Annotated in this window: 24 protein-coding genes and 1 pseudogene; 11 read left to right on the forward strand and 14 right to left on the reverse strand. The window is 68.1% G+C overall.

The window, feature by feature from the left end; all coding sequences use genetic code 11:
* Positions 1-69: 69 nt before the first annotated feature.
* Positions 70-402 carry a hypothetical protein gene (locus ACQPYK_RS22895; RefSeq protein WP_433258241.1) on the reverse strand — a complete coding sequence of 111 codons (333 nt, stop codon included), beginning with the start codon at positions 400-402 and terminating at the stop codon, positions 70-72.
* Between the two features lie 49 nt (positions 403-451).
* Between ACQPYK_RS22895 and ACQPYK_RS22900 the strand changes: the two genes are divergently transcribed.
* A complete protein-coding gene (locus tag ACQPYK_RS22900) occupies positions 452-646 on the forward strand; it encodes a hypothetical protein (protein ID WP_433258243.1) in 195 nt (64 codons plus the stop codon).
* Between the two features lie 172 nt (positions 647-818).
* Here ACQPYK_RS22900 and ACQPYK_RS22905 read toward each other — a convergent pair whose 3' ends face one another.
* Positions 819-1,109: a hypothetical protein gene (locus ACQPYK_RS22905; RefSeq protein WP_433258246.1), complete on the reverse strand. Its 291-nt coding sequence runs from the start codon at positions 1,107-1,109 to the stop codon at positions 819-821.
* A 272-nt stretch (positions 1,110-1,381) separates the two neighbouring features.
* Positions 1,382-1,639, reverse strand: a complete 258-nt coding sequence (locus ACQPYK_RS22910; RefSeq protein ID WP_433258248.1) for a hypothetical protein — start codon at positions 1,637-1,639, stop codon at positions 1,382-1,384.
* Positions 1,640-1,835: 196 nt separating this feature from the next.
* On the opposite strand from ACQPYK_RS22910, the gene ACQPYK_RS22915 reads away from it, so the two are divergent.
* Positions 1,836-2,417: a GNAT family N-acetyltransferase gene (locus ACQPYK_RS22915; RefSeq protein WP_433258249.1), complete on the forward strand. Its 582-nt coding sequence runs from the start codon at positions 1,836-1,838 to the stop codon at positions 2,415-2,417.
* An 86-nt stretch (positions 2,418-2,503) separates the two neighbouring features.
* Here ACQPYK_RS22915 and ACQPYK_RS22920 read toward each other — a convergent pair whose 3' ends face one another.
* The 3 genes from ACQPYK_RS22920 to ACQPYK_RS22930 all read right to left on the reverse strand — a co-directional run bounded on the left by ACQPYK_RS22920 (position 2,504) and on the right by ACQPYK_RS22930 (position 3,560).
* Entirely contained in the window at positions 2,504-2,758 is a 255-nt protein-coding gene (locus tag ACQPYK_RS22920) for a hypothetical protein (protein ID WP_433259161.1), read from the reverse strand.
* On the reverse strand, positions 2,659-3,087 hold the full coding sequence (locus ACQPYK_RS22925) for a DUF488 family protein (RefSeq protein ID WP_433258251.1): 429 nt from the start codon (positions 3,085-3,087) through the stop codon (positions 2,659-2,661). The genes ACQPYK_RS22920 and ACQPYK_RS22925 overlap by 100 nt, the downstream gene beginning before the upstream one ends.
* 77 nt (positions 3,088-3,164) lie before the next feature.
* The gene (locus ACQPYK_RS22930; RefSeq protein ID WP_433258882.1) at positions 3,165-3,560 is read right to left on the reverse strand and encodes a RidA family protein; all 396 of its coding nucleotides are present in this window, start codon (positions 3,558-3,560) and stop codon (positions 3,165-3,167) included.
* A gap of 136 nt (positions 3,561-3,696) precedes the next feature.
* Between ACQPYK_RS22930 and ACQPYK_RS22935 the strand changes: the two genes are divergently transcribed.
* Both ACQPYK_RS22935 and ACQPYK_RS22940 read left to right on the forward strand, forming a co-directional pair.
* Positions 3,697-4,671 (forward strand): helix-turn-helix transcriptional regulator, encoded by a 975-nt coding sequence (locus tag ACQPYK_RS22935; protein WP_433258252.1) that lies wholly within the window; start codon positions 3,697-3,699, stop codon positions 4,669-4,671.
* Positions 4,672-4,730: 59 nt separating this feature from the next.
* Positions 4,731-4,997, forward strand: a complete 267-nt coding sequence (locus ACQPYK_RS22940) for a hypothetical protein (protein WP_433258253.1) — start codon at positions 4,731-4,733, stop codon at positions 4,995-4,997.
* Between the two features lie 63 nt (positions 4,998-5,060).
* Here ACQPYK_RS22940 and ACQPYK_RS22945 read toward each other — a convergent pair whose 3' ends face one another.
* The 4 genes from ACQPYK_RS22945 to ACQPYK_RS22960 form a co-directional block, all read right to left on the reverse strand.
* Positions 5,061-5,486, reverse strand: coding sequence for a hypothetical protein (locus tag ACQPYK_RS22945; RefSeq protein WP_433258255.1), 426 nt, complete (start codon positions 5,484-5,486; stop codon positions 5,061-5,063).
* Positions 5,483-6,148 (reverse strand): class I SAM-dependent methyltransferase, encoded by a 666-nt coding sequence (locus ACQPYK_RS22950; RefSeq protein ID WP_433258257.1) that lies wholly within the window; start codon positions 6,146-6,148, stop codon positions 5,483-5,485. The genes ACQPYK_RS22945 and ACQPYK_RS22950 overlap by 4 nt, the downstream gene beginning before the upstream one ends.
* A 265-nt stretch (positions 6,149-6,413) precedes the next feature.
* Positions 6,414-6,560: a hypothetical protein gene (locus ACQPYK_RS22955; protein WP_433258258.1), complete on the reverse strand. Its 147-nt coding sequence runs from the start codon at positions 6,558-6,560 to the stop codon at positions 6,414-6,416.
* 28 nt (positions 6,561-6,588) lie between these two features.
* Positions 6,589-7,353: an SMP-30/gluconolactonase/LRE family protein gene (locus ACQPYK_RS22960; RefSeq protein WP_433258259.1), complete on the reverse strand. Its 765-nt coding sequence runs from the start codon at positions 7,351-7,353 to the stop codon at positions 6,589-6,591.
* Positions 7,354-7,754: 401 nt separating this feature from the next.
* Between ACQPYK_RS22960 and ACQPYK_RS22965 the strand changes: the two genes are divergently transcribed.
* The gene (locus ACQPYK_RS22965) at positions 7,755-7,982 is read left to right on the forward strand and encodes a hypothetical protein (RefSeq protein ID WP_433258261.1); all 228 of its coding nucleotides are present in this window, start codon (positions 7,755-7,757) and stop codon (positions 7,980-7,982) included.
* Positions 7,983-8,206: 224 nt separating this feature from the next.
* Here ACQPYK_RS22965 and ACQPYK_RS22970 read toward each other — a convergent pair whose 3' ends face one another.
* Positions 8,207-9,487, reverse strand: a complete 1,281-nt coding sequence (locus tag ACQPYK_RS22970) for a serine hydrolase domain-containing protein (protein ID WP_433258263.1) — start codon at positions 9,485-9,487, stop codon at positions 8,207-8,209.
* A gap of 184 nt (positions 9,488-9,671) precedes the next feature.
* Here ACQPYK_RS22970 and ACQPYK_RS22975 point away from each other — a divergent pair, with 184 nt between their 5' ends.
* The 5 genes from ACQPYK_RS22975 to ACQPYK_RS22995 all read left to right on the forward strand — a co-directional run bounded on the left by ACQPYK_RS22975 (position 9,672) and on the right by ACQPYK_RS22995 (position 16,457).
* On the forward strand, positions 9,672-10,346 hold the full coding sequence (locus ACQPYK_RS22975; protein ID WP_433258265.1) for a helix-turn-helix domain-containing protein: 675 nt from the start codon (positions 9,672-9,674) through the stop codon (positions 10,344-10,346).
* A 312-nt stretch (positions 10,347-10,658) separates the two neighbouring features.
* The gene (locus tag ACQPYK_RS22980; RefSeq protein ID WP_433258266.1) at positions 10,659-12,086 is read left to right on the forward strand and encodes a site-specific integrase; all 1,428 of its coding nucleotides are present in this window, start codon (positions 10,659-10,661) and stop codon (positions 12,084-12,086) included.
* Positions 12,083-13,906: a hypothetical protein gene (locus ACQPYK_RS22985; RefSeq protein WP_433258268.1), complete on the forward strand. Its 1,824-nt coding sequence runs from the start codon at positions 12,083-12,085 to the stop codon at positions 13,904-13,906. The genes ACQPYK_RS22980 and ACQPYK_RS22985 overlap by 4 nt, the downstream gene beginning before the upstream one ends.
* On the forward strand, positions 13,903-15,990 hold the full coding sequence (locus tag ACQPYK_RS22990; RefSeq protein WP_433258269.1) for a hypothetical protein: 2,088 nt from the start codon (positions 13,903-13,905) through the stop codon (positions 15,988-15,990). Before ACQPYK_RS22985 ends, ACQPYK_RS22990 begins: the two co-directional genes overlap by 4 nt.
* A 56-nt stretch (positions 15,991-16,046) precedes the next feature.
* Positions 16,047-16,457: a hypothetical protein gene (locus tag ACQPYK_RS22995; protein WP_433258271.1), complete on the forward strand. Its 411-nt coding sequence runs from the start codon at positions 16,047-16,049 to the stop codon at positions 16,455-16,457.
* A gap of 398 nt (positions 16,458-16,855) precedes the next feature.
* Here ACQPYK_RS22995 and ACQPYK_RS23000 read toward each other — a convergent pair whose 3' ends face one another.
* Both ACQPYK_RS23000 and ACQPYK_RS23005 read right to left on the reverse strand, forming a co-directional pair.
* Positions 16,856-17,233: a GntR family transcriptional regulator gene (locus ACQPYK_RS23000; protein ID WP_433258272.1), complete on the reverse strand. Its 378-nt coding sequence runs from the start codon at positions 17,231-17,233 to the stop codon at positions 16,856-16,858.
* Positions 17,230-18,045 (reverse strand): hypothetical protein, encoded by an 816-nt coding sequence (locus ACQPYK_RS23005; RefSeq protein ID WP_433258273.1) that lies wholly within the window; start codon positions 18,043-18,045, stop codon positions 17,230-17,232. Before ACQPYK_RS23005 ends, ACQPYK_RS23000 begins: the two co-directional genes overlap by 4 nt.
* Before the next feature lie 135 nt (positions 18,046-18,180).
* Between ACQPYK_RS23005 and ACQPYK_RS23010 the strand changes: the two are divergent.
* Positions 18,181-18,825: pseudogene (locus tag ACQPYK_RS23010) on the forward strand (IS30 family transposase); the annotation flags it as partial.
* Positions 18,826-19,152: 327 nt separating this feature from the next.
* Here the strand turns inward: ACQPYK_RS23010 and ACQPYK_RS23015 are convergent.
* Positions 19,153-19,506 carry a beta/gamma crystallin domain-containing protein gene (locus tag ACQPYK_RS23015; RefSeq protein ID WP_433258274.1) on the reverse strand — a complete coding sequence of 118 codons (354 nt, stop codon included), beginning with the start codon at positions 19,504-19,506 and terminating at the stop codon, positions 19,153-19,155.
* Positions 19,507-19,736 lie beyond the last annotated feature (230 nt).

The raw sequence follows: 19,736 nt of genomic DNA on the forward strand, positions 1-19,736 counted from the left end.
CCTCCTGGGCCGCCCGCGGCAGCACCACCTCCGTGGCCGCGGGCAGCGGCGTGGACGTGCCGGTCACGTTCACCTCGGCTGGCGGCTCGAAGCCGTCGGCCGGCCGCCGCAGCGCCTGGTCGGCAGCATGAACAGGGCGATGGCCTGGTACGTCTTGAGCGACATGAACAGCTGCGCGACCAACGCCGACAGCGCGAACGCCGCGGCGGAGGAGAGCACTTCGGCGGAGGTGAAGAGCACGACCGTGATCGCCGCGTACTGCCAGGCCTGCCTGGTGGGCACCTCCTCGCTGCGCACGGCGCTCCGCCCGACGACCACGTAGGAGCGCAGCCAGGCGTTCTCGGCGCGGGCCGCGGTAGGGCTTGCGGGAGGCGTGTCTGTCCACCGATCGGGGGATACCACCGGCCTCGATCATCGATGATCGGGTTGCTCATGAACAATCGGGTTGCTCATGAACAAGAGTCTTATGCGCACCGTCCTACTCGCACTGACCTTCCTGTACGGCGTCGCCATCGGGATCATGGCCATCCTGGGCACCGATGGAATCGGCACGTTCGCGGCGATCGGCGGCATCGTCGTGGGGGCGCTGTGGGCCGTCCACGGCTACATAGGCAGCGGAGGCCGGACGAGGGACGCCCGACCCTGACCCCCGCCGGCATCCGGGGCGGGCGGTGACGGTGGTGGCCCACTCCGCGTCGGGCCACTCTCCGGAGCCGGGACGTGCCGACAGGACGATCGGGACAGGCTGCATGGGACCTCCTTCGAAGATGATGGGACCGGTGAGAGCGGTGCGGTGCACCGCTCTCACCGGGTCCCCGTTAGGGACGCGGAGCGACGCTGTCGAAGGTGGAGGTGGGGCCGGCGACCCCCGCTTCGGAGGTCGCCCTGCTGATGGCCTGGGCCAGCACGGAACCGTCGTTCGTCTTGAGCTTGGCCAGATCCACGTTCACCGCCGCGGGCGAGGCCGAGGCGGTGCTCCCGGCACTCGCCATCCCCACGTCGGTGATCACACCGATGACGGCCGTCGCGGCCACCGTCGCCAACTGAATCGTCTTCTTCTCCATGGGGTCTCCCTTGGTCTGGTCGCAGCAGGCTTGTTGCCTTGTCACGGCCAGGATCAGACGGTCTGGTTAAGCGGCGGTTGCCGCCCGGCTGCGCGCAGCGGAAGCCGCGGGTTGGGCAGGAGAAGATCGGCACGTGAGACGCCACGGACTCAGCGGACAACTGCCTGCCAGGCGGCCGTCACGAGGGCCGCCTACCGTACGTCGGAATCGATCACGGAGGCCCGCCGGCGAGGTGTCGCTCATCGTCCCTGTGGTCGGCCGCATGCCCTGGCGTGGCACGCGACGGTACCGGGCGATGGCTACGACCTTCGCCACCGTCACCGGGTCCGGCGCCGCGCCGGGCCGATGACCGATGGTGCGATTTCCTCTCCGGGCGGGTTCATCGTGCCTGTTCCAGGGTGCTGTGGTCCGGCCCTGCCCATGGGGTTGTCCTTCCATCGGCCGACGGCGCGGACGTAGCCGTGCACGGTGGGGGAGGTGGGCTTCCACCGGCCCTGTTCGGCGATTTTGCCGGTGGGCACGTTGGCGTCGGCCAGGGTGGTGGCGCAGCCCGTGCGCGCTGTAGCGCTCGGCATCGGCCAGCCCGGCGCGCAGTGCGTCACGGGCGGCGGTGGTGAGCCGGGAAACGGCTCCCCGGAGCGGACGCGCCGACGATGGCAGGGAGTGCGGCTGGCGGTGGTGGGGGGCGTGGCGGAACAGCCAATCGATCAGGCGCTCGGTCGCCTTCACGGCGGCGAATCGACCCCTCGACCGTAAGGTATCTTCCTATTCGTGCTTTCAGGGGATGAAACGGAAGTCGAAGGTCGCGGCCGAGTCTCGCTGCGGCCGATCAGCAAGGACGATCAAGGGGAGTTTCTTAGACTCGCCCGAGCCAGTACCGAACTGCACCACCCCTGGGACCACTCGCCCACCACGCCGGACGCCTTCCAGGCCCTCATCGCCCGATACGACCAACCAGGCGAGGAATGTCTCTTGGTCTGTCTTCGCGACACCGCGGCTATCGCTGGCGTCATCTATATCAACAGCATCATCCGCGGGCGCTTCCAGTCCGCCTCGATCGCCTACGCAGCATTTGCCCCGACCGCGGGCCTCGGCTACATGACCGAAGGCCTCGGCCTCGCGCTGAAGTACGCCTTCCAAGAACTCCGACTCCACCGCCTCGAAGCCCAGATTCAACCAACCAACACACGCTCCCTCAACCTCATCCAGCGGCAAGGCTTCCGCAAGGAGGGCTACTCGCCCGACCTGCTGTTCATGGACGGCGCCTGGCGAGACCACGAACGCTGGGCCATCACCGCGGACATGACCGTCTTCCGCGCGACACCCCCGCACCCCACCCTGCCAACCCGCTGACCAGCCCCCGCCCACGTCGTCGAGCTCAACGCGACCGGCGGGTGGGAGGAGTTCCTGCAGGAGAACCTCCGCCGAACCGGGGGAGGTCAGCTCACTCCGTCGGGCTGGGCGTCTGTGAGGGTCTTGTGGACGACGCCGACGGAGACCTCGGCCGCGTCGATCGCGGCGTCGGGATCGGCTGCGCCGGTCTCTACGGTGTCACCGCTCGCGAGCGCCGACGACGCGGCGGCTTCGAGCCCCGTCAGCGCCCGCCGCGCGTCGCGCGTCGCGAACTGCACGAGCGCGTCGAGCGCGTCGTCGGCAAGCTCGACCGAACTGCCGAGCCCGCGCGGATCCGCCACCGCCCGCCGCAGCAGCGTGCGCAGGTCATCGTCGGGCGGGCTTGCTCGGCGGCGAGTTCGCGGCGCGAGCGCTTGCCGACGCCGCGGCGGTCGTCCTCGACGTACTGGAGCTGGCGTAACTCGATGGTTGGGGCGAGCTCACGGTGGTGCTCATAGGCGATCCGAGCATGGGCGAGGGCCGCCTGCAGCCGGCGTGAGTTCGCCCAGGCGTACTCGGGTCCGCGAACACCGCGGCGCTGGCGTACGTCGAGTAGCAGACGAACGTCCGCGTGCCGCAGTCGTTGCAGGAAGGACTCGCCGTCGAAGCCATGGACGCCGATTGTCACCATTCTGAGCACCGGAAATCACCCCCCTGCCTGCTACTCGTGCCGCCTCCGGCAGCCCTGCCGGAGGCGGCGAGGTCGCATCACGTGACGGCGGTCCCCTCAAGCTCGACCATCAGGGTGGGGATCGCCAGCCGTGTCACCCCGAGCATCGTGGTGGACGGTGCCACCCCGGCGGCGCCCAACCGCGACGCCAGCACGCCGTAGTCCTGGAAAAGCAGATCGACGTCGGTGGTGTAGACGTTGAGCCGGACGAGGTTCGCGAGGGACATGCCGGCCTCGCCGAGCACGGCCTCCAGGTTGTCGAGGCTCAGCGCCAACTGCGCCGCCATGTCACCGGCATGCTGGGGCTTGCCGTCGCCGCTCATCGCGGTCTGCCCGGAGCAGTACAGGGTCCGAGTGTGCCCGGAGACGATCTCACCCTGGTTGTACCCCATCTCCACCGACCACGCCCACGGGTTGACCGCCGTTCGCTCCATTGCCACATCAGCTCCATTCGATTCGTCGACATTACGTACGTCCATCGGCTCGATAGCCACCCTCTTTGACGTCGCGTTGATGAGCCTCCCAACAAATCACGACATCCTGTGTCGTGTATTCCGATAAAGTTCTCGTATGCGCGCCGACCGGTTGGTCTCGCTGGTGCTGCTGCTGCGGCAGTACGGTCGGCTGTCCGCGGCCGCGCTGGCCCGCGAGCTGGAGGTATCCACCCGCACCGTGCTGCGCGACATCGAGGCGCTGTCCGCAGCCGGCGTCCCGGTCTACGCCGAACGCGGCCGGCACGGCGGGTTCGCGTTGTTGCCCGGTTTCCGGACCGAGCTCACCGGACTGAACCCCGACGAGGCCCTTGCCCTGCTGGTCGCCGGATCGCGGCGCGGCGCGCAGGCATTCGGCCTCGGCTCGGCGCTCGCTTCGGCGATGCTCAAGGTGGTTGACGCGCTACCCGAAAGCTATCGGGACACCGCGGCCGGCGCGGCCGAGCGATTGCTCATCGACCCGGAGACCGACCTCCTCTCGCGTCGGCTGGTCGCTGAGGAGGTGCCTGACGCCATAGCGGCCGAGGTCCTGCGCGCGGTGTTCGCCGGACACAAGCTGCAGATCCACTACGCGGCTGTGGACCAGACCCCGAAGTGGCGCACGGTGGACCCGATCGGCCTGGTCACCATACGCGACCGGGGCTACTTGCTGGCCACGAGGTCTGGCGCGGACCGCACCTACCGGCTGTCCCGGGTCTTGGCCGCCAAGGAACTCGCCGAACCGGCACAGCGACCAGACCGAGTCGATCTGGACCGGGCCTGGCAGGAACGCAGTACGCAGTTTCGGACCGGCGGCGACCAAGTCGCCGTACTGGTACGGGTGGACCCGGCACGACGGGAGGACCTGGTGGGCACCACGCTGGCCGTCCGCGTCGAAGAAGCCGACTCAGACGGCTGGCTGCGGCTGGAGGTGACCTTCCAAGATCCGAGACACGCCGAATGGGCGCTGTGGCAGCTCAGCACGGACGCGGAGGCCCTGGCCCCGCAGTGGTTGCGCACCGCCCTGCGCAACCGCGCCGCCGCGATCGCCACCCGCTACGGAGTGTCATCCTGAGAGTCAGCCGCCTTCTGCGGGGCGCCGCCGACGCGATTCGGGCCGCTCCATACTGGTAGGTGCCAAGCGCGCCGAACGACGCGTGCGCACGCGCGGCGCTGGCCGCCCGCACCGTCGACGCGCTGGTCCCGCTTATCATCGATCTGATCGCGGTTCCAGGCAGCGACGGCGCACTCACGCTGCCGTCGGCTGGGACGCCGGCTGAGCCGGCCGACGAACTACTCACCATCAAGGAGCGGCACGGCTCGGTGCGCCGTGACGGCCGGTGGACGCTGCCGTACCGGCTCGCGCTGCGCACCGCGCGGTGCGACGTGATGATGGCTTGACGGCCACAGCCGACGGGTGCGCGCGACAGGCACGGGCATACCGGCTCGCGAAGTCCCGACCGGTTAGGGCAGGCATTTCGCGCCGGTGACGCCCGGGGAGAGCTCCGCGCCCGTGCTGCTCTTGACGGCGATGCCGCTGATGTCGCCGGTGTAGGCGACCTCCGCCGCGGACTCGCAGACCTGCTTGGCTGTGGCCCCGTCCCCGTCGTCCAGTGAGGTTTCGATGACGATGAGCGTGCACCGGCCCACGACGGTGACCCGCTGGATCTTGTCGCTCTGAACGTGATCCTTGACCGCGTCGGCGGCGCCGTCACAGTCGGCGCCCTCCGCGGTCGCGTCCGTCAACCGGGGCGCGACACCGTCTGTCATCAGCGGTGCGACCCCGTCCCCGCCGTTGGGTGCGCCGTCGGAGGCGGGAGACGACGAGCAGGCAGCGAGGGCGCCGGCCATGACGAGTATGACTCCGAGGATCCGGCCAGAAGATTTCACGGTTCATCGGTCCTGTCTGTGGTGGCGGTGATGAGCCAGTGGCCGGCCGGCAGCCGGTAGCCGGCCCCGACCTCGCGGAAGCGTTCGAGCAGGCGTGCCGCTCCCGACCGCGCCGCAGCCTGGTCGGCGGGCGCGGCAGCCCGGTAGGCCGCACCGGCGGGCCCGATCTCGATGAGCCATTCGGCGACGGTGTCGGGCTCATCCGGGGCGATGAGGGTGACGTCGTGCGGCCCGACTTCGACATCGGTGTAGCCAGCCGTCGTGAAAAATGCTTTCACCCGTACGGGATCGGCGAAGGCGAAAGGCTCGGGTTCGTCGCCGACCGGTAGCGGCGGCAACGGCCCGACATATGCGGCGGCTCCCAGCATGGCCGCCGGGAGCCACGGGTTCGCGCCGCCGTCCCGGAACACCGTCGCGGCCAGCCGTCCACCGGGACGAATCGAACGCCGGATCGTGGCCAGCCCGGCGACCGGGTCCGCGAGCAGCATCAACGTCATCCGGGAGTGCACAGCGTCGAACCGCGCTCCCGGCACGACGCCGAGGGTCTCGACATCGCCGGTGATAAAGCTGACCCCCGTGTGGGAGCCGAACCGCTCCCGGTCGCCTTCGCCAACGCCTTCGCATGCTGCTCCACCGTCATCGCCGGCAGGACCATCAGGCACCTCTGCTGTAGGGATCGGCTGGTCAGTGACTCCCGCCAGAGATCACGACGGGGCCGCCGTCGATCATCATCCCGCTCCGCGTCAACAGATGTGACATCAGACCCGGTTCACCGTTCCACTCCTACTGACAGGCCGGAACGAGCAGCAGTCCATCTCCTACCGGGACCCCCACCGCTCACCGACGCTGACCTCGACGGGGACGCGACGGCCTTGGCCGCCTGGCCGTCGACGCGCCGATCGTCTCAGCCGGACGGCAACTGCGGATTCAGGTGGAGGCGCGGACGGTGAGCCGGACCACGTCGTTGAGATCCGGGGGCGGGGGATCTCCTCGAGCTTGCCGTTCCTCCTTGGCCAGGGCCATGCCCTCGCGGGTCCGCTGATGCCCGATGTTCGTTTCGAACTCGGCGACCATGGCCAGGGTCTGCAAGAAGAGCCGGAGTTCAGAGGGACAGCGTCGGCCTGGGCAGTGCGGGCGCACCGACTTCCATGGTGAGCCGGAGAAGGCTGGGCGTGTGCCGAGTCCCCAGCAGGCCGAGGTTCGTCACGAGAAGGCCGTCTTCGACAACGGCGATGGCCGTGGGGCCGTCAAGCCCGTCGTCGGCCGTCGCCAGGACAGTCGCGGCTCCATCGGGGGCGATGCGCCACACGGTGTTCTCCGGGTGCACGGCGAGATAGAGATTGCCGGAGGCGTCGAAGGCGAAATCGTCCGCCGGGATGTCCGAATGCACCTCGGTGACCTTGTCCGGCCGGCCGTCCCGGATGTCGATGCGGAGCACGGTGGCCTGCGCCGTGTTCGTCACGTAGAGGCCGTCGTCCCAGACCTTCACGCCATTCGCTCCCGTCGATGAGACGGGGTCGTGCGGCGATGTCGGTTTCATGCGGTCGTCGTCCAGCCAAAGCCGCAGCGTGTCGTCGCCGGGCGGCAGAAAGAGGATTTTCCCGTTGACGGAATCCGCCGCGAACAGGGTGCCCGCCTCGTCGAAGGTGATGCCGTTGAGCCCCGTCCGGATGCCGGCGGCGGCGAACCGGGCCCAGTGGCCGGTGGTGTCGCGCCTCCAGATCCCCGCCACGTTCGCGTCCTCGCTGCGCACGGCGACGTAGAGTCGATCGTCGGCGTCCGAGGCGATGCCCACCGGCATCGCGCCCGCACCTGGCCCGGCGATCTGCTCCGCGCCGGTCGTCGAACGCCAGACGGTCCCGGCCATCAGCAGCGTCGTGCAGATGGTGCCGTCCGTCAGGACGACGATGTTCTCCGGTGTCTCACGAGCACCGAAGTCGAAGGACGTCACCGTGGTGACGTCCTTCGACGATGTTCGACGATGTCATGTCTCTCCTTCGAGGGGCCGGGTTCACTGCCGGCGCGGCGACGACCATGGAGGAGAATACGGCCCAGTCCGGTGCCCCTGCATCGCAGGGCGTCACGCAGCGCCTGGAAGGTGACGATCTCGTACACCATCCGCACCGCGGCCGCACAAGGCTTGACCGCCCAGCACACGCTGGTCTACGGGCTCGGTCTTTGGACAGTGACGCTGTTGCAGTAGTGAGACCTGTTGACACTCAGAGAGTGTTGTTAAGCTTTTGATCTTGGAAATCGCCGTCTAGAGAGTTGCGAGGAGGCCACGCGGAAGACCTCGCTCCGCCCACCCAGCAACCCGGCTGGAAACCCGGCCCCATCGCCGGCTACACCGCCGCCGCGCTGCCCCTGCTCGCCCTCGCCCGCGCCGTCCTCGCCACGGCCGTTGCCGCCGATCGAGCCGCCGGAGCCACCTGGGACGAGATCGCCGCCGTGCTCGATGTCAGCGCCGACACCGCCGCCCGCCGCTACCACACCTGATCAACGACTACGCACACCATGGCCGAGCAGGCATACCCTTGGCCGGCTTCGTCTCTGACGGGTTTGTCGACCGGTTGCACCTGCTCGGCTCGCTGTCCGCGCCTCGTGGACCGGCCACGCCGCGCTCAATGAACTCGGCGTGGCCTATTTCGCGCTCTACCTGATGCACGGCCGAAACGGGTCCCGCCTTCGAGGTGTGTGGGGTCCACTGTGCTCGGCCCCGTCTACTGAGCCGGCGTGGCCTCGTCAGCTGACCCGGCCTGCCCGCCGCAGAACACCTGCCTGAGAAGGTTCTCCAGCGCCTTCGAGAACGCCTGTGCCAGGTCGGGTGCGACGTCCCCGAAGGTGATCGAAGCGGTCAGGGTCTTCTTTCCATCGGGCGTGCTGAGCATCGCCGTCGAGTAGCCCCCCGTGGCGCTGCCGTTGTGGTTGAGGACGATGCCGCAGCCGGGACCCAGGTCCTGCACGTATATCCCGAGGCCGTAACTGCCGAAGATGCCGGCGCTCTTCGGGTGCGGCTTGCGCATCTCGGCCAGCAGCCGGGTCGGCAGGAGCTTGCCGCTGTTCAGCGCGGAGAAGAACGTGTGGAGATCCTTGGTGGTCGAGATCATGTCACCGTTGCCGGCCTGCAGGGAGGGGTTCTGGCGGGTGACGTCGACCACCTTCCACTGGCCGCTCTCGTCCTGGTAGCGGTAGTAGCCGTGGGCGTGCGGGCCGGGGAGATCCGTGGTGCCCGGCACCACGGTGCCTCGCAGCTTGAGCGGGCGCAGGATCCGCCGCTTCATCTCCTCGGCGATCGAGTGGCCGGTGACCTTCTCGATCAGCAACTGGGCCAGCGTGTAGTTGGTGTTGGAGTAGCTCCAGCCCTTCCCCGGCTCGAACCGCGCCGGCCTGGACATCCCGAAGCGCACCAGCTCCTCCGGCCGGTAGGTCTTGAACCGGTTGTCCACCCACTCCTTGCCCGCCGCGGGGATCCCCGGCTCGACCGAACCGTCAGGGCGGAACTCGCCGGTGTAGGCGTACAACCCGCTGGTGTGCTGCAGCAGCATCCGCACCGTGATCCGCCGGTCCAGCTCGAACTCGGGCAGATAGTCCGCCACCGACGCATCCAGTCCGATCTTGCCATCGTCCACCAGCTGCAGCACCACGGTCGCGATGAAGGGCTTGGTGGCGCTGCCGATCCGGAACCGCCCGTTCGTCGGCGGCTTGGCGCTCGCGCCCAGCTTGCGCTGCCCGGCGCTGCCGACCCACTCGCCCCGCTCATCGTTCACGCGCGCCTGCATCCCGAGGAAACCGGCATCGACGAACGCCTGGATAGCCTTCTGCAGTTCCGGGCGGTCTTGTCCGGCAGCGGCCTTCGGCACGGCCTTGCTGTCCGCGGTGGCCAAGGCGGGTGCGGCGGCCCCGGCCAGCAGCGCGGCCGCCAGCGCCGTGACCGTCACTCGCTGGGAGACCCGCGGCCTCCGGACCCTGTTGCTCTTGACGGTATGGAGAGATTGATCCATGACCATTCCTCGTTTCGCGATAGTACGTGTCTTGTGCAGCTCGAAAGCTACGTTGCATTCAGAGGTGAGTCAATCTGCGGAAGAACGTTTTCCCAGGTAGCTGGCAACAAATTGGACGCAATGACGCTGCGTTCGAAAGCAACACCATGTTGCAATGAATGGCGACTAAGGCAACACTGACGGCATGCCAGGACGACGATTGACCCAGCAGGACCGCCAGCGCATCGCGGCCGGACTCACCGACGGACTCTCCTACCGCGAGATCGCCAGGCGGCTCGACCGGCCGACCACGACGATCACCCGGGAGATCGCACGCAACGGCGGCCCCGCCGGCTACCGGCCCCAGCAGGCACACCAAGCGACGATCCAGCGGGCCCGGCGCGGCACACCGGCACCCCCACACGCGGCCACACCGCCGGTCGCCACGATGGAACAGGAGATCATCGAGATGGTGGTCAGAGCGGGGATGCCGAGGACGGCCGCGCGCGTGCACCACGACCTGATGCTGGCCGAGGACGGCAGGCGCACCGCCGCCGAACTGGCCCACAGACTGAAGGTCAGCCCGGCCTCCGTCTCCGTGGCCGTGAACTTCCTGGTCCAGCAGGGATTCGTCCGTCGCGAGCGCGATCCGCGGCGGCGTCGCGACATCTACGTGATCGACGACGAGGCCTGGTACCACGCGATCATGATCAGCGAGCGGCGGACGCTCGAGACCGTGCGGGCCACGATGGCGGCGGCCGAGACGTACGGGCTCGACAGCCCCGTGGGGCGACGGCTGGCCAAGACGGCGGCGTACCTGGAACACGTCAGCCTGGACATCATGGAGTCAGCCGACCGCTGGCGCCACCTCCTGACGTGACGGCTCTCAGCCGAACCACCTGGCGAGCCAGCTGACCAGTTCCTGCTGATCGTCACCGACCCACCCCACCGGGCCATCTATATTCCGACGCTAACCTGCACACAAAGATCCCGCCAGCGCACGCTGCCGGGAGACCTTTCACATGCTGATCGCCAAGAGCAAGATCAAAAATTCAGCAACACCCTCTCGGGAGCCGGGTTGGGCTAAGTACCGTCTGGCGTCATGTCATTACTCTCTGCCTCCGGCTCGCGTCGCTGGACACATCACCAGGTCGACCTTGAGCGTGATTGGTCGGCGCTCGACGGTGATCCAGTGCTGCAGGGCCTGCCGTCGCTGCTCGAGCTCGCGGGGGTGAACGGAACCCGGTCGGGCCGGTTCTTTCTGCTGGGGCCTGATGGGGTACCCGATGATCGGGTGAATGCGTTCTTCGCGGCGCCAAGGATACGGAACCGGGCTGAGCTGACAGGCCGCAAGTACGCAGTGGGGCTGGGTGTTTGGCTGTCGTTCCTGGAGGTGCTGGGCAGGACTTGGTGGGAGGCGTCGGAGGACGATGTTGCCGAGTTCAAGTTCTGGCGAATGTCGGATCCGCGTAACCCTGGGCGGGTGAGCGGGGGGACGGTGCACGGCAACTTGGTCGCGGTCAGCTCCTTCTATCAATGGGCGGAGCGGCGGTTCGGGGTGGTGAACCCGGTCAATCGCCGCGAGATACGTAGGGATGGCGAGGTTCACGTCGGCCGCGGTTACGAGGCCAGCCCTCATGTGATCCGCGACAGTGACGTCAAGTGGTTCGATCCGGCCGGGTATCGGCGCTGGTGCGAGATCGGGTTGCGTGGGTTCGGCGTGGATGGCTTGGAGGACGAAAGCTGGAGGGGCCGTAACGACCAGCGTGACTGCGCGTTCGCTGATGGGCTGTATGGGACGGGCCTGCGCCTGCAGGAGTGGGGCAGCGTCTTGGACCTGGAGTTGCCGCCGGATGATCCCCGAAGAGGCTTCTACACCTGCTGGTTGGCGGACGCCTGCGCGAAGGGCGGCAGGGGACGCCGGTACTGGATGCCCCGGTCGGTACTGGTTGACGTGCTGGCCTACCTGGAAGGGGCCCGAGCGGCGGCGATCCGCCGGGCCCAGGCCAAGGGCCGCTACGAGCGGCTCGCCGGAGTCCGGTTGGTGGAGCGGCTGCTCGGGAACGGGCGATTGGAGCTGCGGACGCTCGCGACCGGCGAGCTTGCCACGGTGTCGCTGGACACGTTGCGGCCCACGGCCCGGCGGCGGTTGTTCCGCCAGACCGGGCGAGGGCTGGAGCCGATGGCGGTCTGGCTGAACGAGGACGGGCTGCCGCGAGATCATCATGGCTGGGAGAAGACGTTCGAGCGGGCGAACGAGCGAGTGGCCAAGGCCGGGCTGATAGGGATGGAAGCGACCCCGCACCGGCTCCGTCACAGCATGGCGTTGCGCTGGTACTCGATCGGCCGCTTGTCATATGAGCTGCGGCTGGGCCATCTGACCAGCGAGGAGATGAAGGACTTCCGCGCTCAGTTCGGGGACGTCTGGCAGCTGATGCAGACGCTATTGGGACATTCCACGGTGACGACGACGATGTCCGTCTATCTTGAGCCGTTCCGGTCGCTGGACGTGTCGTTGCTGATCGAGCACATCGAGGGCGCTGGGATGGCGGCGCTGCTGGCCGAACTGCTCGACAAGCACCCCCGGGTGCACACCGACCCGCTGCGTCCGGTCCGATGACCGGCCGCAGCGCGGCGCTGCCGCTGGCAGGACACCGGCCGCCACAGCGGTTGTTCACCAACACGCAGACTGCCACGGTGACAGTCCGGGTGTTCTCCGAGACCGGCCAGGACCCCTGTGACTTCGACTTCAGCGACTTGCCGGTGACCACCAAGCTGCGGATGTGGTTCGCGAACATCTTTGTGGCTGCGACGAATCCGTCTGGGACAAAACGGCGGATGGGCTCGGCGGCTTGTGGCCGCTGGCAGCTACGGCGATTCTCCCGGTATCTGGCCGAGCTGAACCACCCGCCGCAGACACCTGCGGATCTCAAGCCGGTCCACTTGGACGGATATGAGCTGTCTCGCCGCGGCGAGAAGTCCTGGGACAGGGAGATCTACTCGCTTCGCGGCATGCTCCGGCACGCTGAGGACACCTCGCCGGAGTTCATGCGGCACCTAGAGACGTGGTGGACACCGCCGCAGAAGCGAGGCGACAAGGCCCGCTACACGACGGAGGAGTTCGAGCAGTACGTGAACGCAGCGCGCGTCACCGTCCGGCAGATGGCCCAGCGGATCCGGGAAAGCCAGCGGTTCCTGCAGCAATGGCGAGACGGGCTGGTCGACCAGGGGGATCGTCATCAGTGGGAGCGGGGCTGGCTGCTGGACCACATCGCCCAGCACGGTTCGGTTCCCCGCCGAGACAGCGCACACAGCGACCTGAAGGACGTCGTCGCCCGACACGGCGGCATCAACATCACGATGGCGCAGCTGATGCCGGGCGTCGCGGAATCCGGCGCGGCCGCAATCCTGCTGATCGGGCTGACCGGGCAAAACCTGATGACCTTGAGCGAAGCCACGGTCCGACATCACCGGCCAGACGGCCACACAGGGCAGACCGCCACAGCGATCACCGATCTGGTCAAATATCGACGCCCGACGCGCAAGGCCAGCATGAGCGTCCCGCTCGTGGACCTTCCGCCCTGGATCCCGGACCCAGCCAGCGATGCGCCGACCCGCCGAGGGGAGCTACACACGCCGTTCGGCGTATTCATGCTGCTGGTAGATGTCATGGCCGACGCACGCAGGCTGGCGGACACCGACCGGCTGTTCGCCAGCTGGGGCTCGGTCGCCCCCAGGGGCTTCAGAGCTGGGCTGTCTCGTTGGGGTCATGTGCTTTGGGCCAAGAGCGCGGGCTTCCCGACGGTCAACACCAAAGTGCTGAGAGCGACCTGGCTGGAAATTCACCAGCAACCCGTCGCGCACACCGAGACGACGCTGGTGAACGAGTACCTCGCCCGGCACGGCGGCGACCTCACCGCCTACCGGAAAGTCGTTGCCCAGGTCCTTGAAGAGGAGGTGACCAAGGCTCGCACGCTCCAGAAGATCAAGGTGTTGTCCGAAGCCGATCTGGCCGAGGCCGCCACCGCCCCGGAGACGGTCGCCCGCAGGTTCGGCTTGGACGCCACCACGTTGAAGAGGGTTCTGTCCGGACAGCTGGAGACCGTCCTGGCCGCCTGCACCGACAACTTGGCCAGCCCCTTCTCGCCGCACGGGCAGCCTTGCCAGGCCTCGTTCATGATGTGTCTGAACTGCCCCTGCGCCCGCGCCACCCCCGCGCACCTGCCTATGCTCATCGGCACCTACGACGCGCTGCTGGCCCGCAAGGCAGAGCTGACCCCGCTGCGTTGGGCGCAGCGGTTCGCCAGCCCGGCCGCCCAACTCGAGGACGTACTGGACCGGTTCCCGCCGCAGACCATCGACCATCATCGGGCAGCGATCACCGACGCGCAGCGCGACCTCGTTGCCCGCTTCCTCAATCGTGAACTGGACCAGCGGTGACCACCCCAGCCCACAGCCCGACCACCTCGCTCTCACTCCCCGGGCCGGACACGCCCGTGCTGGCCAACCGACCGCTGCGGCAGGACACAGAACCGCGCTGGCTGTCGGTCTTCGGCGACGACCGCTGGAACATGACTCCGGCGATCTTCGACGACAACACCAAGAGCGTCTCCATCCCCTTCGCCAAGGTTCCCGAGCCGCTTCGGCTCCAGCTGAAGCACGTGGCCTGGAACCTGCTCAACTACGACGGCGACCAGGTCCTTCGCACTTACCGGCTCACCCGGCAGCGGCCCTCGGTCCAGACGGTTGCCGCCCTGGTCCGGCATCTACGGTCGTTCACGCTCTGGATGCACACCCGGGGCCTGCGCCGGTTCGCCGACGTCACGACAGACGACCTCGACCTCTACGTCGAGCACGTGGGCACCTCGCAGGTCAGCGTCGCGCTGGCCGAGGATCTTCTGACCGCGGTTCGTTGGTGCTGGTCTCGTCGCCTGGTACTACCCGCCGACGCCCGCTTGCCCGAGCAACCTCCATGGATGGGCGAAGCGATCAACGACCTAGTCGGCCGCCGTTCGCGTCCGCCCGTGAATCTGACTCCCCGCATCCACCCCGAGGTGATGGAACCGCTGCTGTTGTGGTCGCTCAGGTTCGTCGAGGATTTCTCCACCGACATCATCGCCGCCTTCACCGAATACAAGAAGCTCTGCAATCGCACGCCCAACGGCTGGGACCATGGGCTGGCGCCCAGGCCGTCCAGGGAACCTCACCGCGTCACCCGGGAGTTAGCCAGCCTGCTGAAGTCACTGCGCAAGGCCGGTCGGCCGCTGCCCGGTCATCGCCAAGATGACGGCAGCCTCGAGGTGAGCTACGACCACCTCGGGCGGATCATGAACTGTCACTCCTCCGCGGTTCGATCCGACGCCCACAAAGCGACGATCGCAGCCTCGGGTCTGCCCATCGGTGAGGACGCCTACCTGGATCACGACGTCACTGGCCTGTTGGACAGTCAGCCCTGGCGAAGCCACCCGATCGGCTACAACGAGGCCCCCGTACTGGCCCGCCATCTCGCCACGGCCTGCTTCGTGATCACTGCCTACCTCTCAGGCGCCCGCCCAGGAGAAGTCCTGGCCCTGCGACGCGGCTGCATCACCCGCGATGACGCCGAGAACCTCTGGCTGATGGCCGGCAAGCACACCAAAGGCGTCGTCGACGCCAACGGCGCAAAGAAACCCGAAGGCGAACTACGCGCCGAACCCTGGGTCGTGATCGAACCCGTCGCCCACGCAGCCGCCGTCCTGGAACACCTGCACGACAGGCCTTTGCTGTTCCCCACCTCCCTGCTCGTCAACGGCCGCATCCTTCACCTCGGACAGCGCGCCGCCGGATCCCGAACCGACAGCCTCACCAGCAAGGACATCACCCGGCTGATCGCCTGGATTAACGACTACTGCCTCGCCCACGGACACCGCGAGATGATCCCGCCTGACCGAGCCGGGCGCCCTCTGGCCGCCGGCAGGTTCCGCCGGACCCTCGCCTGGTTCATCGTCCGCAAACCCCGCGGCCTGGTCGCCGCCGCGATCCAGTACGGACACGTCCAGACTCGGGCGACTCTCGGATACAGCGGCACCTACGACTCCGGATTCCCCGACGAGATCTCCTTCGAGCAATGGCTGTTCCACATCGACCAACTCGTCGAAGCCGAACAACGGCTCGCCGGCGGAGAACACGTCAGCGGGCCCGCCGCCGCCACCTACATCCAACGCGTTCACACCGGCGCAACCCAGTTCGCTGGCCGCGTCCTACGCACCACCCGCGAAGCCCGAGACCTGCTGGCCAACCCTGACATTCAGATCGTGAAAGCTCCCGGCATGACCTGCGTTCCCGACCCCGCCCGAGCCCTCTGCCGGATGCGCTCGGACGAAGACAACAAGCGGTTCACCCCTGACATCGGCGACTGCCGCCCCAAATGCCCCAACATTGCCCGCACCGACATGGACATCACCGAGATCAAGACGAAAATCACGCACCTACGGGACATCACCAGCGACCCGCTCGCACCGCCGCTGCGCCATCAGCGCGAATAGGCCGAGCTCGCCCGCCTCGAAACCATCGTCGCCCAGCACGAACAAACCCGACCCACATGAGAGGCATCAACGACGAAGCTGAACGCGCCGCGATCACCGAGGCCATTGAGCGCCTCCTGAACGGCACGCCCACCCGCTCAACCGGCGCGCTCACCATCCTCCAACTCGCAGCCGAGGCCGGAGTGAAGCGCTGGGTCCTCACTCACAAGCACATCGACCTCAAAGACGACTTCCAACACCGCGCCCAAGCCGCCAGCAAGCTCCCTCCTGCCTTCCAACATCTCGAAGCCCGGATCATCAACCTCGAAGCCGACAACAAACGACTCCGAGCCGAGAAGCGCCAACTCCAGGAACGCAACGACCTCTACGCCATGGTCATCAACGAACTCTCCGCCCTGAGACGGAGGAGAACCTCGGCGGCCGACAGGACCGACAACATCACCGAGTTGAAACCGAGGACCACTTAGGGACTCGCCACGAGGCCCGCGATCGAGGGGAAGAACAACAGTCCGCAACCGGCGAGAGAAGGACGGGCCTGGACCCGCACACCTTGTATGCGGCGCCGACCCGCGACCGGTCAGCGCTCATCTGTGGGCTCGCACCGGGGATACGGCCGCTGACAGCACGGCGGGGCTTCGCGAGTTTCGCGACGCCTCTATACGCGGGCGCGCGAGTAAGCGGCGCTATTCGGCAGGCTGCCGGGCATGGAACCCCCCCAAGATCCGTATCAGCAGGTACGAGCACTCCATCGCGATCAAGTGGGACGGTGATGAGAACTGGTACCGCATCGAACCCGACGACATGACCCACATCGAGTACGCCGGCGTCGTGCGCCCGGCGATGTGATTCCGCGGCCGGGTCGCGGTCATGACGAGGCCGGTGCTGCCGCGCCAGACGTCAGAGCCGCCCGTACGATGCGGATCGCCTCGCCCGCGTCGATGCCGACGCTGGCGATCACGGCCGCGTAGTCGGCGGCGGCCCGGCGGGCCCGCTCCCGGCCCTCCTCGCCGGCGGCCGACACGAACGAGCCCGCTCGCCCGCGCGTCTCGATCAGCCCCGCCTCCTCCAGCTCCCGGTAGGCCCGGCCGACCGTATTGACGGCCAGGCCGAGGTCGGCCGCGAGGTGGCGGATGGTCGGCAGCCGGGCGCCCACGGCCAGCGTGCGGTTCTGGATCTGCCGGGCGAGCTGGGCCCGCAGCTGCTCGAACGGTGGCACCGGCGAGGCCGCGTCGATGACGATCATCGGACGCTCATGGCCCGCCGGGCCACCGTCGCGCTCGATGGCGTCCTGGCATGGAGCGCGACGCACGCGACCAGGCCCAGGATCAGGTAGGCGACCGAAGCGGCGCTCCACCAGCCGGGCGCGGTGCCGAACAGCAGCACCATGGGCAGCGACCACTGCACGCTCGGCGTGGTGAGGTCGCGGGCGTCCTCGACGCGCATGATGACGTCGGCGGTCAACGACTCCTCGTCCTCCGCCACGACCGGGCGCATGAGCAGGTGGCGCAGCTGCATGGCGATGATGGCCGTCACGCTGAGCAGGCCGATCAGCAGGACGACGGCCAGCTGCCGCACGGTGGGGTCGGGAACGGCCAGGGCGCTCCCGGCCAGCACCATCGCACCGGCGAACGTGGCGACCGCGAAGACGGCGTACGGCCGGCCGAGCACGGCCCGCCAGCCGGGCTGGATCAGATGGGCGGCCCTGCGGGACAGCGTCGCGCCCGCCCGCTGGTCGACGCGTCGCACCCACCAGTCGAGCAGCGACTGTGCCAGCAGCAGCCCGGCCACCAACGCGGTCAGGGCCAGCAGCGGCAGCGAGCGATGCGGTGAGGGGTCGCCGAAGGCGGAAGCGGCGACGAGTGCGCTCGCGAGGATCAGCACGGCCAGGATGACGTGAGCGGCGAGGCGGGCGCGTCTGCGGACCGCCAGCCGGCTGGCCAGCAGCGGGGTCGGGCGGGCGCCGGCCAGGTCGTGCCGGGCCAGCCACTCGCCCGCCAGTCGCAGATCGGCCGCACGCGCCGGCGGGTCGGCGTCCGGTAACGGTTCACTGGTCATAGCGCCTCCTTTGTCGCAAGCTTTGTAGCAACATGGTGCGTCATATCTTGCGACAAAGTCAACGCCCCGTGGGCTCTCTCGGCGCGGAGGTGCGGGTGTGCGCGCCACCGGACTTCGCGGAGCAGCTGTATGTGTGCGAGAGGCCGATCCCTGAATCAACGGCTGCGCACCGCGCGCCCGATGCGCCGCCCTCGAGGCGCCCGCCGGGCCACCGGCCGCGGGGTCCTGCGGACATGCTCCCGATCGGCGCCTGCCTTGCCGAGGTCGAGGACCGTGCGGTGGCCGGTCATTGGGAGGGCGGCCGTACTGATGATGGGCACCCGCCCGTCCGCCATCGGCACGCTGGTCGAGCGCACCAGCCACTACACCGCCCTGGTCGCGCTGCCGGACGGCTTCAAGGCCGATCAGGCCAGACCGCATCTGACCCGTAGCGTTCTGACCATCCCCGCCCGGCTGTGCCGTTCCCTGGCCTGGGACCACGGCCGGGAGATGGCCGAACACCGCCGGGAGATGGCCGAACACCGCGCCTTCACCAGCGCGACCGGCGTGCCGGTCTACTTCTGCAAGCCGCGCAGCCCCTGGCGGCGGGGCGGCAACGAAAACACCAACCGGCTGCTGTGCCAGTACCTGCCCGAAGGCGCGGATCTGCGCACCTTCAGCCAGGACGACCTGGACGCCATCGCCGCCGAGCTCAACAACCGCCCCCGCAAGATTCACCGCTACCGCACCCCGGCAGAGATCTACGCCGAGCTCCTCGACAGCGGTGATGCACTGACCCCCGTAAGCGCGCCATCGTTTCACAGCGATCGACACCGGGGCCCGTTCTTCTCATGCGCTATCCGATCCAGACAAAGCCCGGCATGATGGTCCGATGAGTTGGCTGGCTCCGGAGATCACGCTCGTCCGCGGGCAATTCACCCAGATCGCGGGAGACGAGCGCTCGCTCGCGGACTCGTGGCTGGACTTCCACCGGCAGACGCTGCTGTGCAAGTGCGGAGGGCTGACCGCCGAGCAGCTCAAGCTCCGGTGCATACGTACTGCCCGCCGCCGGTCACGCCGGTGGGGCGTGACCGGCTGGCGTTCCGGCGGCAGCCGGATGTCAACGTGTCACACGATCTGGATGGCGACGACCTTCGGAGGGCGGTTCGGGAAGGTGATGTCGTGCCAGCGCTCGATCTTCACCGAGTCGCCGTTGGCGTCGTAGTAGATCAGGTCGTTGTTGCCCGTGGAGATCCGGTCGACCCACCATCCGCCGAAGTCGGTCCTTCCGCCGTTGGCGTAGCAGTCGACGCTCTGGCGGCCGTCGAGGTGCGACCAGATTTTCAGGAAGTTCTCGCCGCCAACGCATTGGACGTGGTCGATGGCGAAGGCGGTGCCGCCCGGGATGGTGACGGTGAAGGCGGCGGCTGCGGCGAGCGCCACGGCCATGGAACGGGCGTTCTTCTTGCTCTTCGAGATCACAGACTCTCCTCCTGCGGAGACCGGCGCGCACGGCCCCGGCCCTGTTGGTGACGTCGCGTCCTGACGGAACGGTGCTTCGTCGGGTCGGCAGACGGCCGACTGCGCACCGGAGCAGCCCCTCGCGGCTGCGCCTTTCCGTGACGCAATCGGGTGGCTCGGTAACTCAAAGTAATACCACTCTTTGTCCGGCCATCACTCCGAACACGAACTGTTGGGCCGGAGCATCATCC

Source organism: Streptosporangium sp. CA-135522, from assembly GCF_050949235.1.
GTDB lineage: Bacteria > Actinomycetota > Actinomycetes > Streptosporangiales > Streptosporangiaceae > Streptosporangium.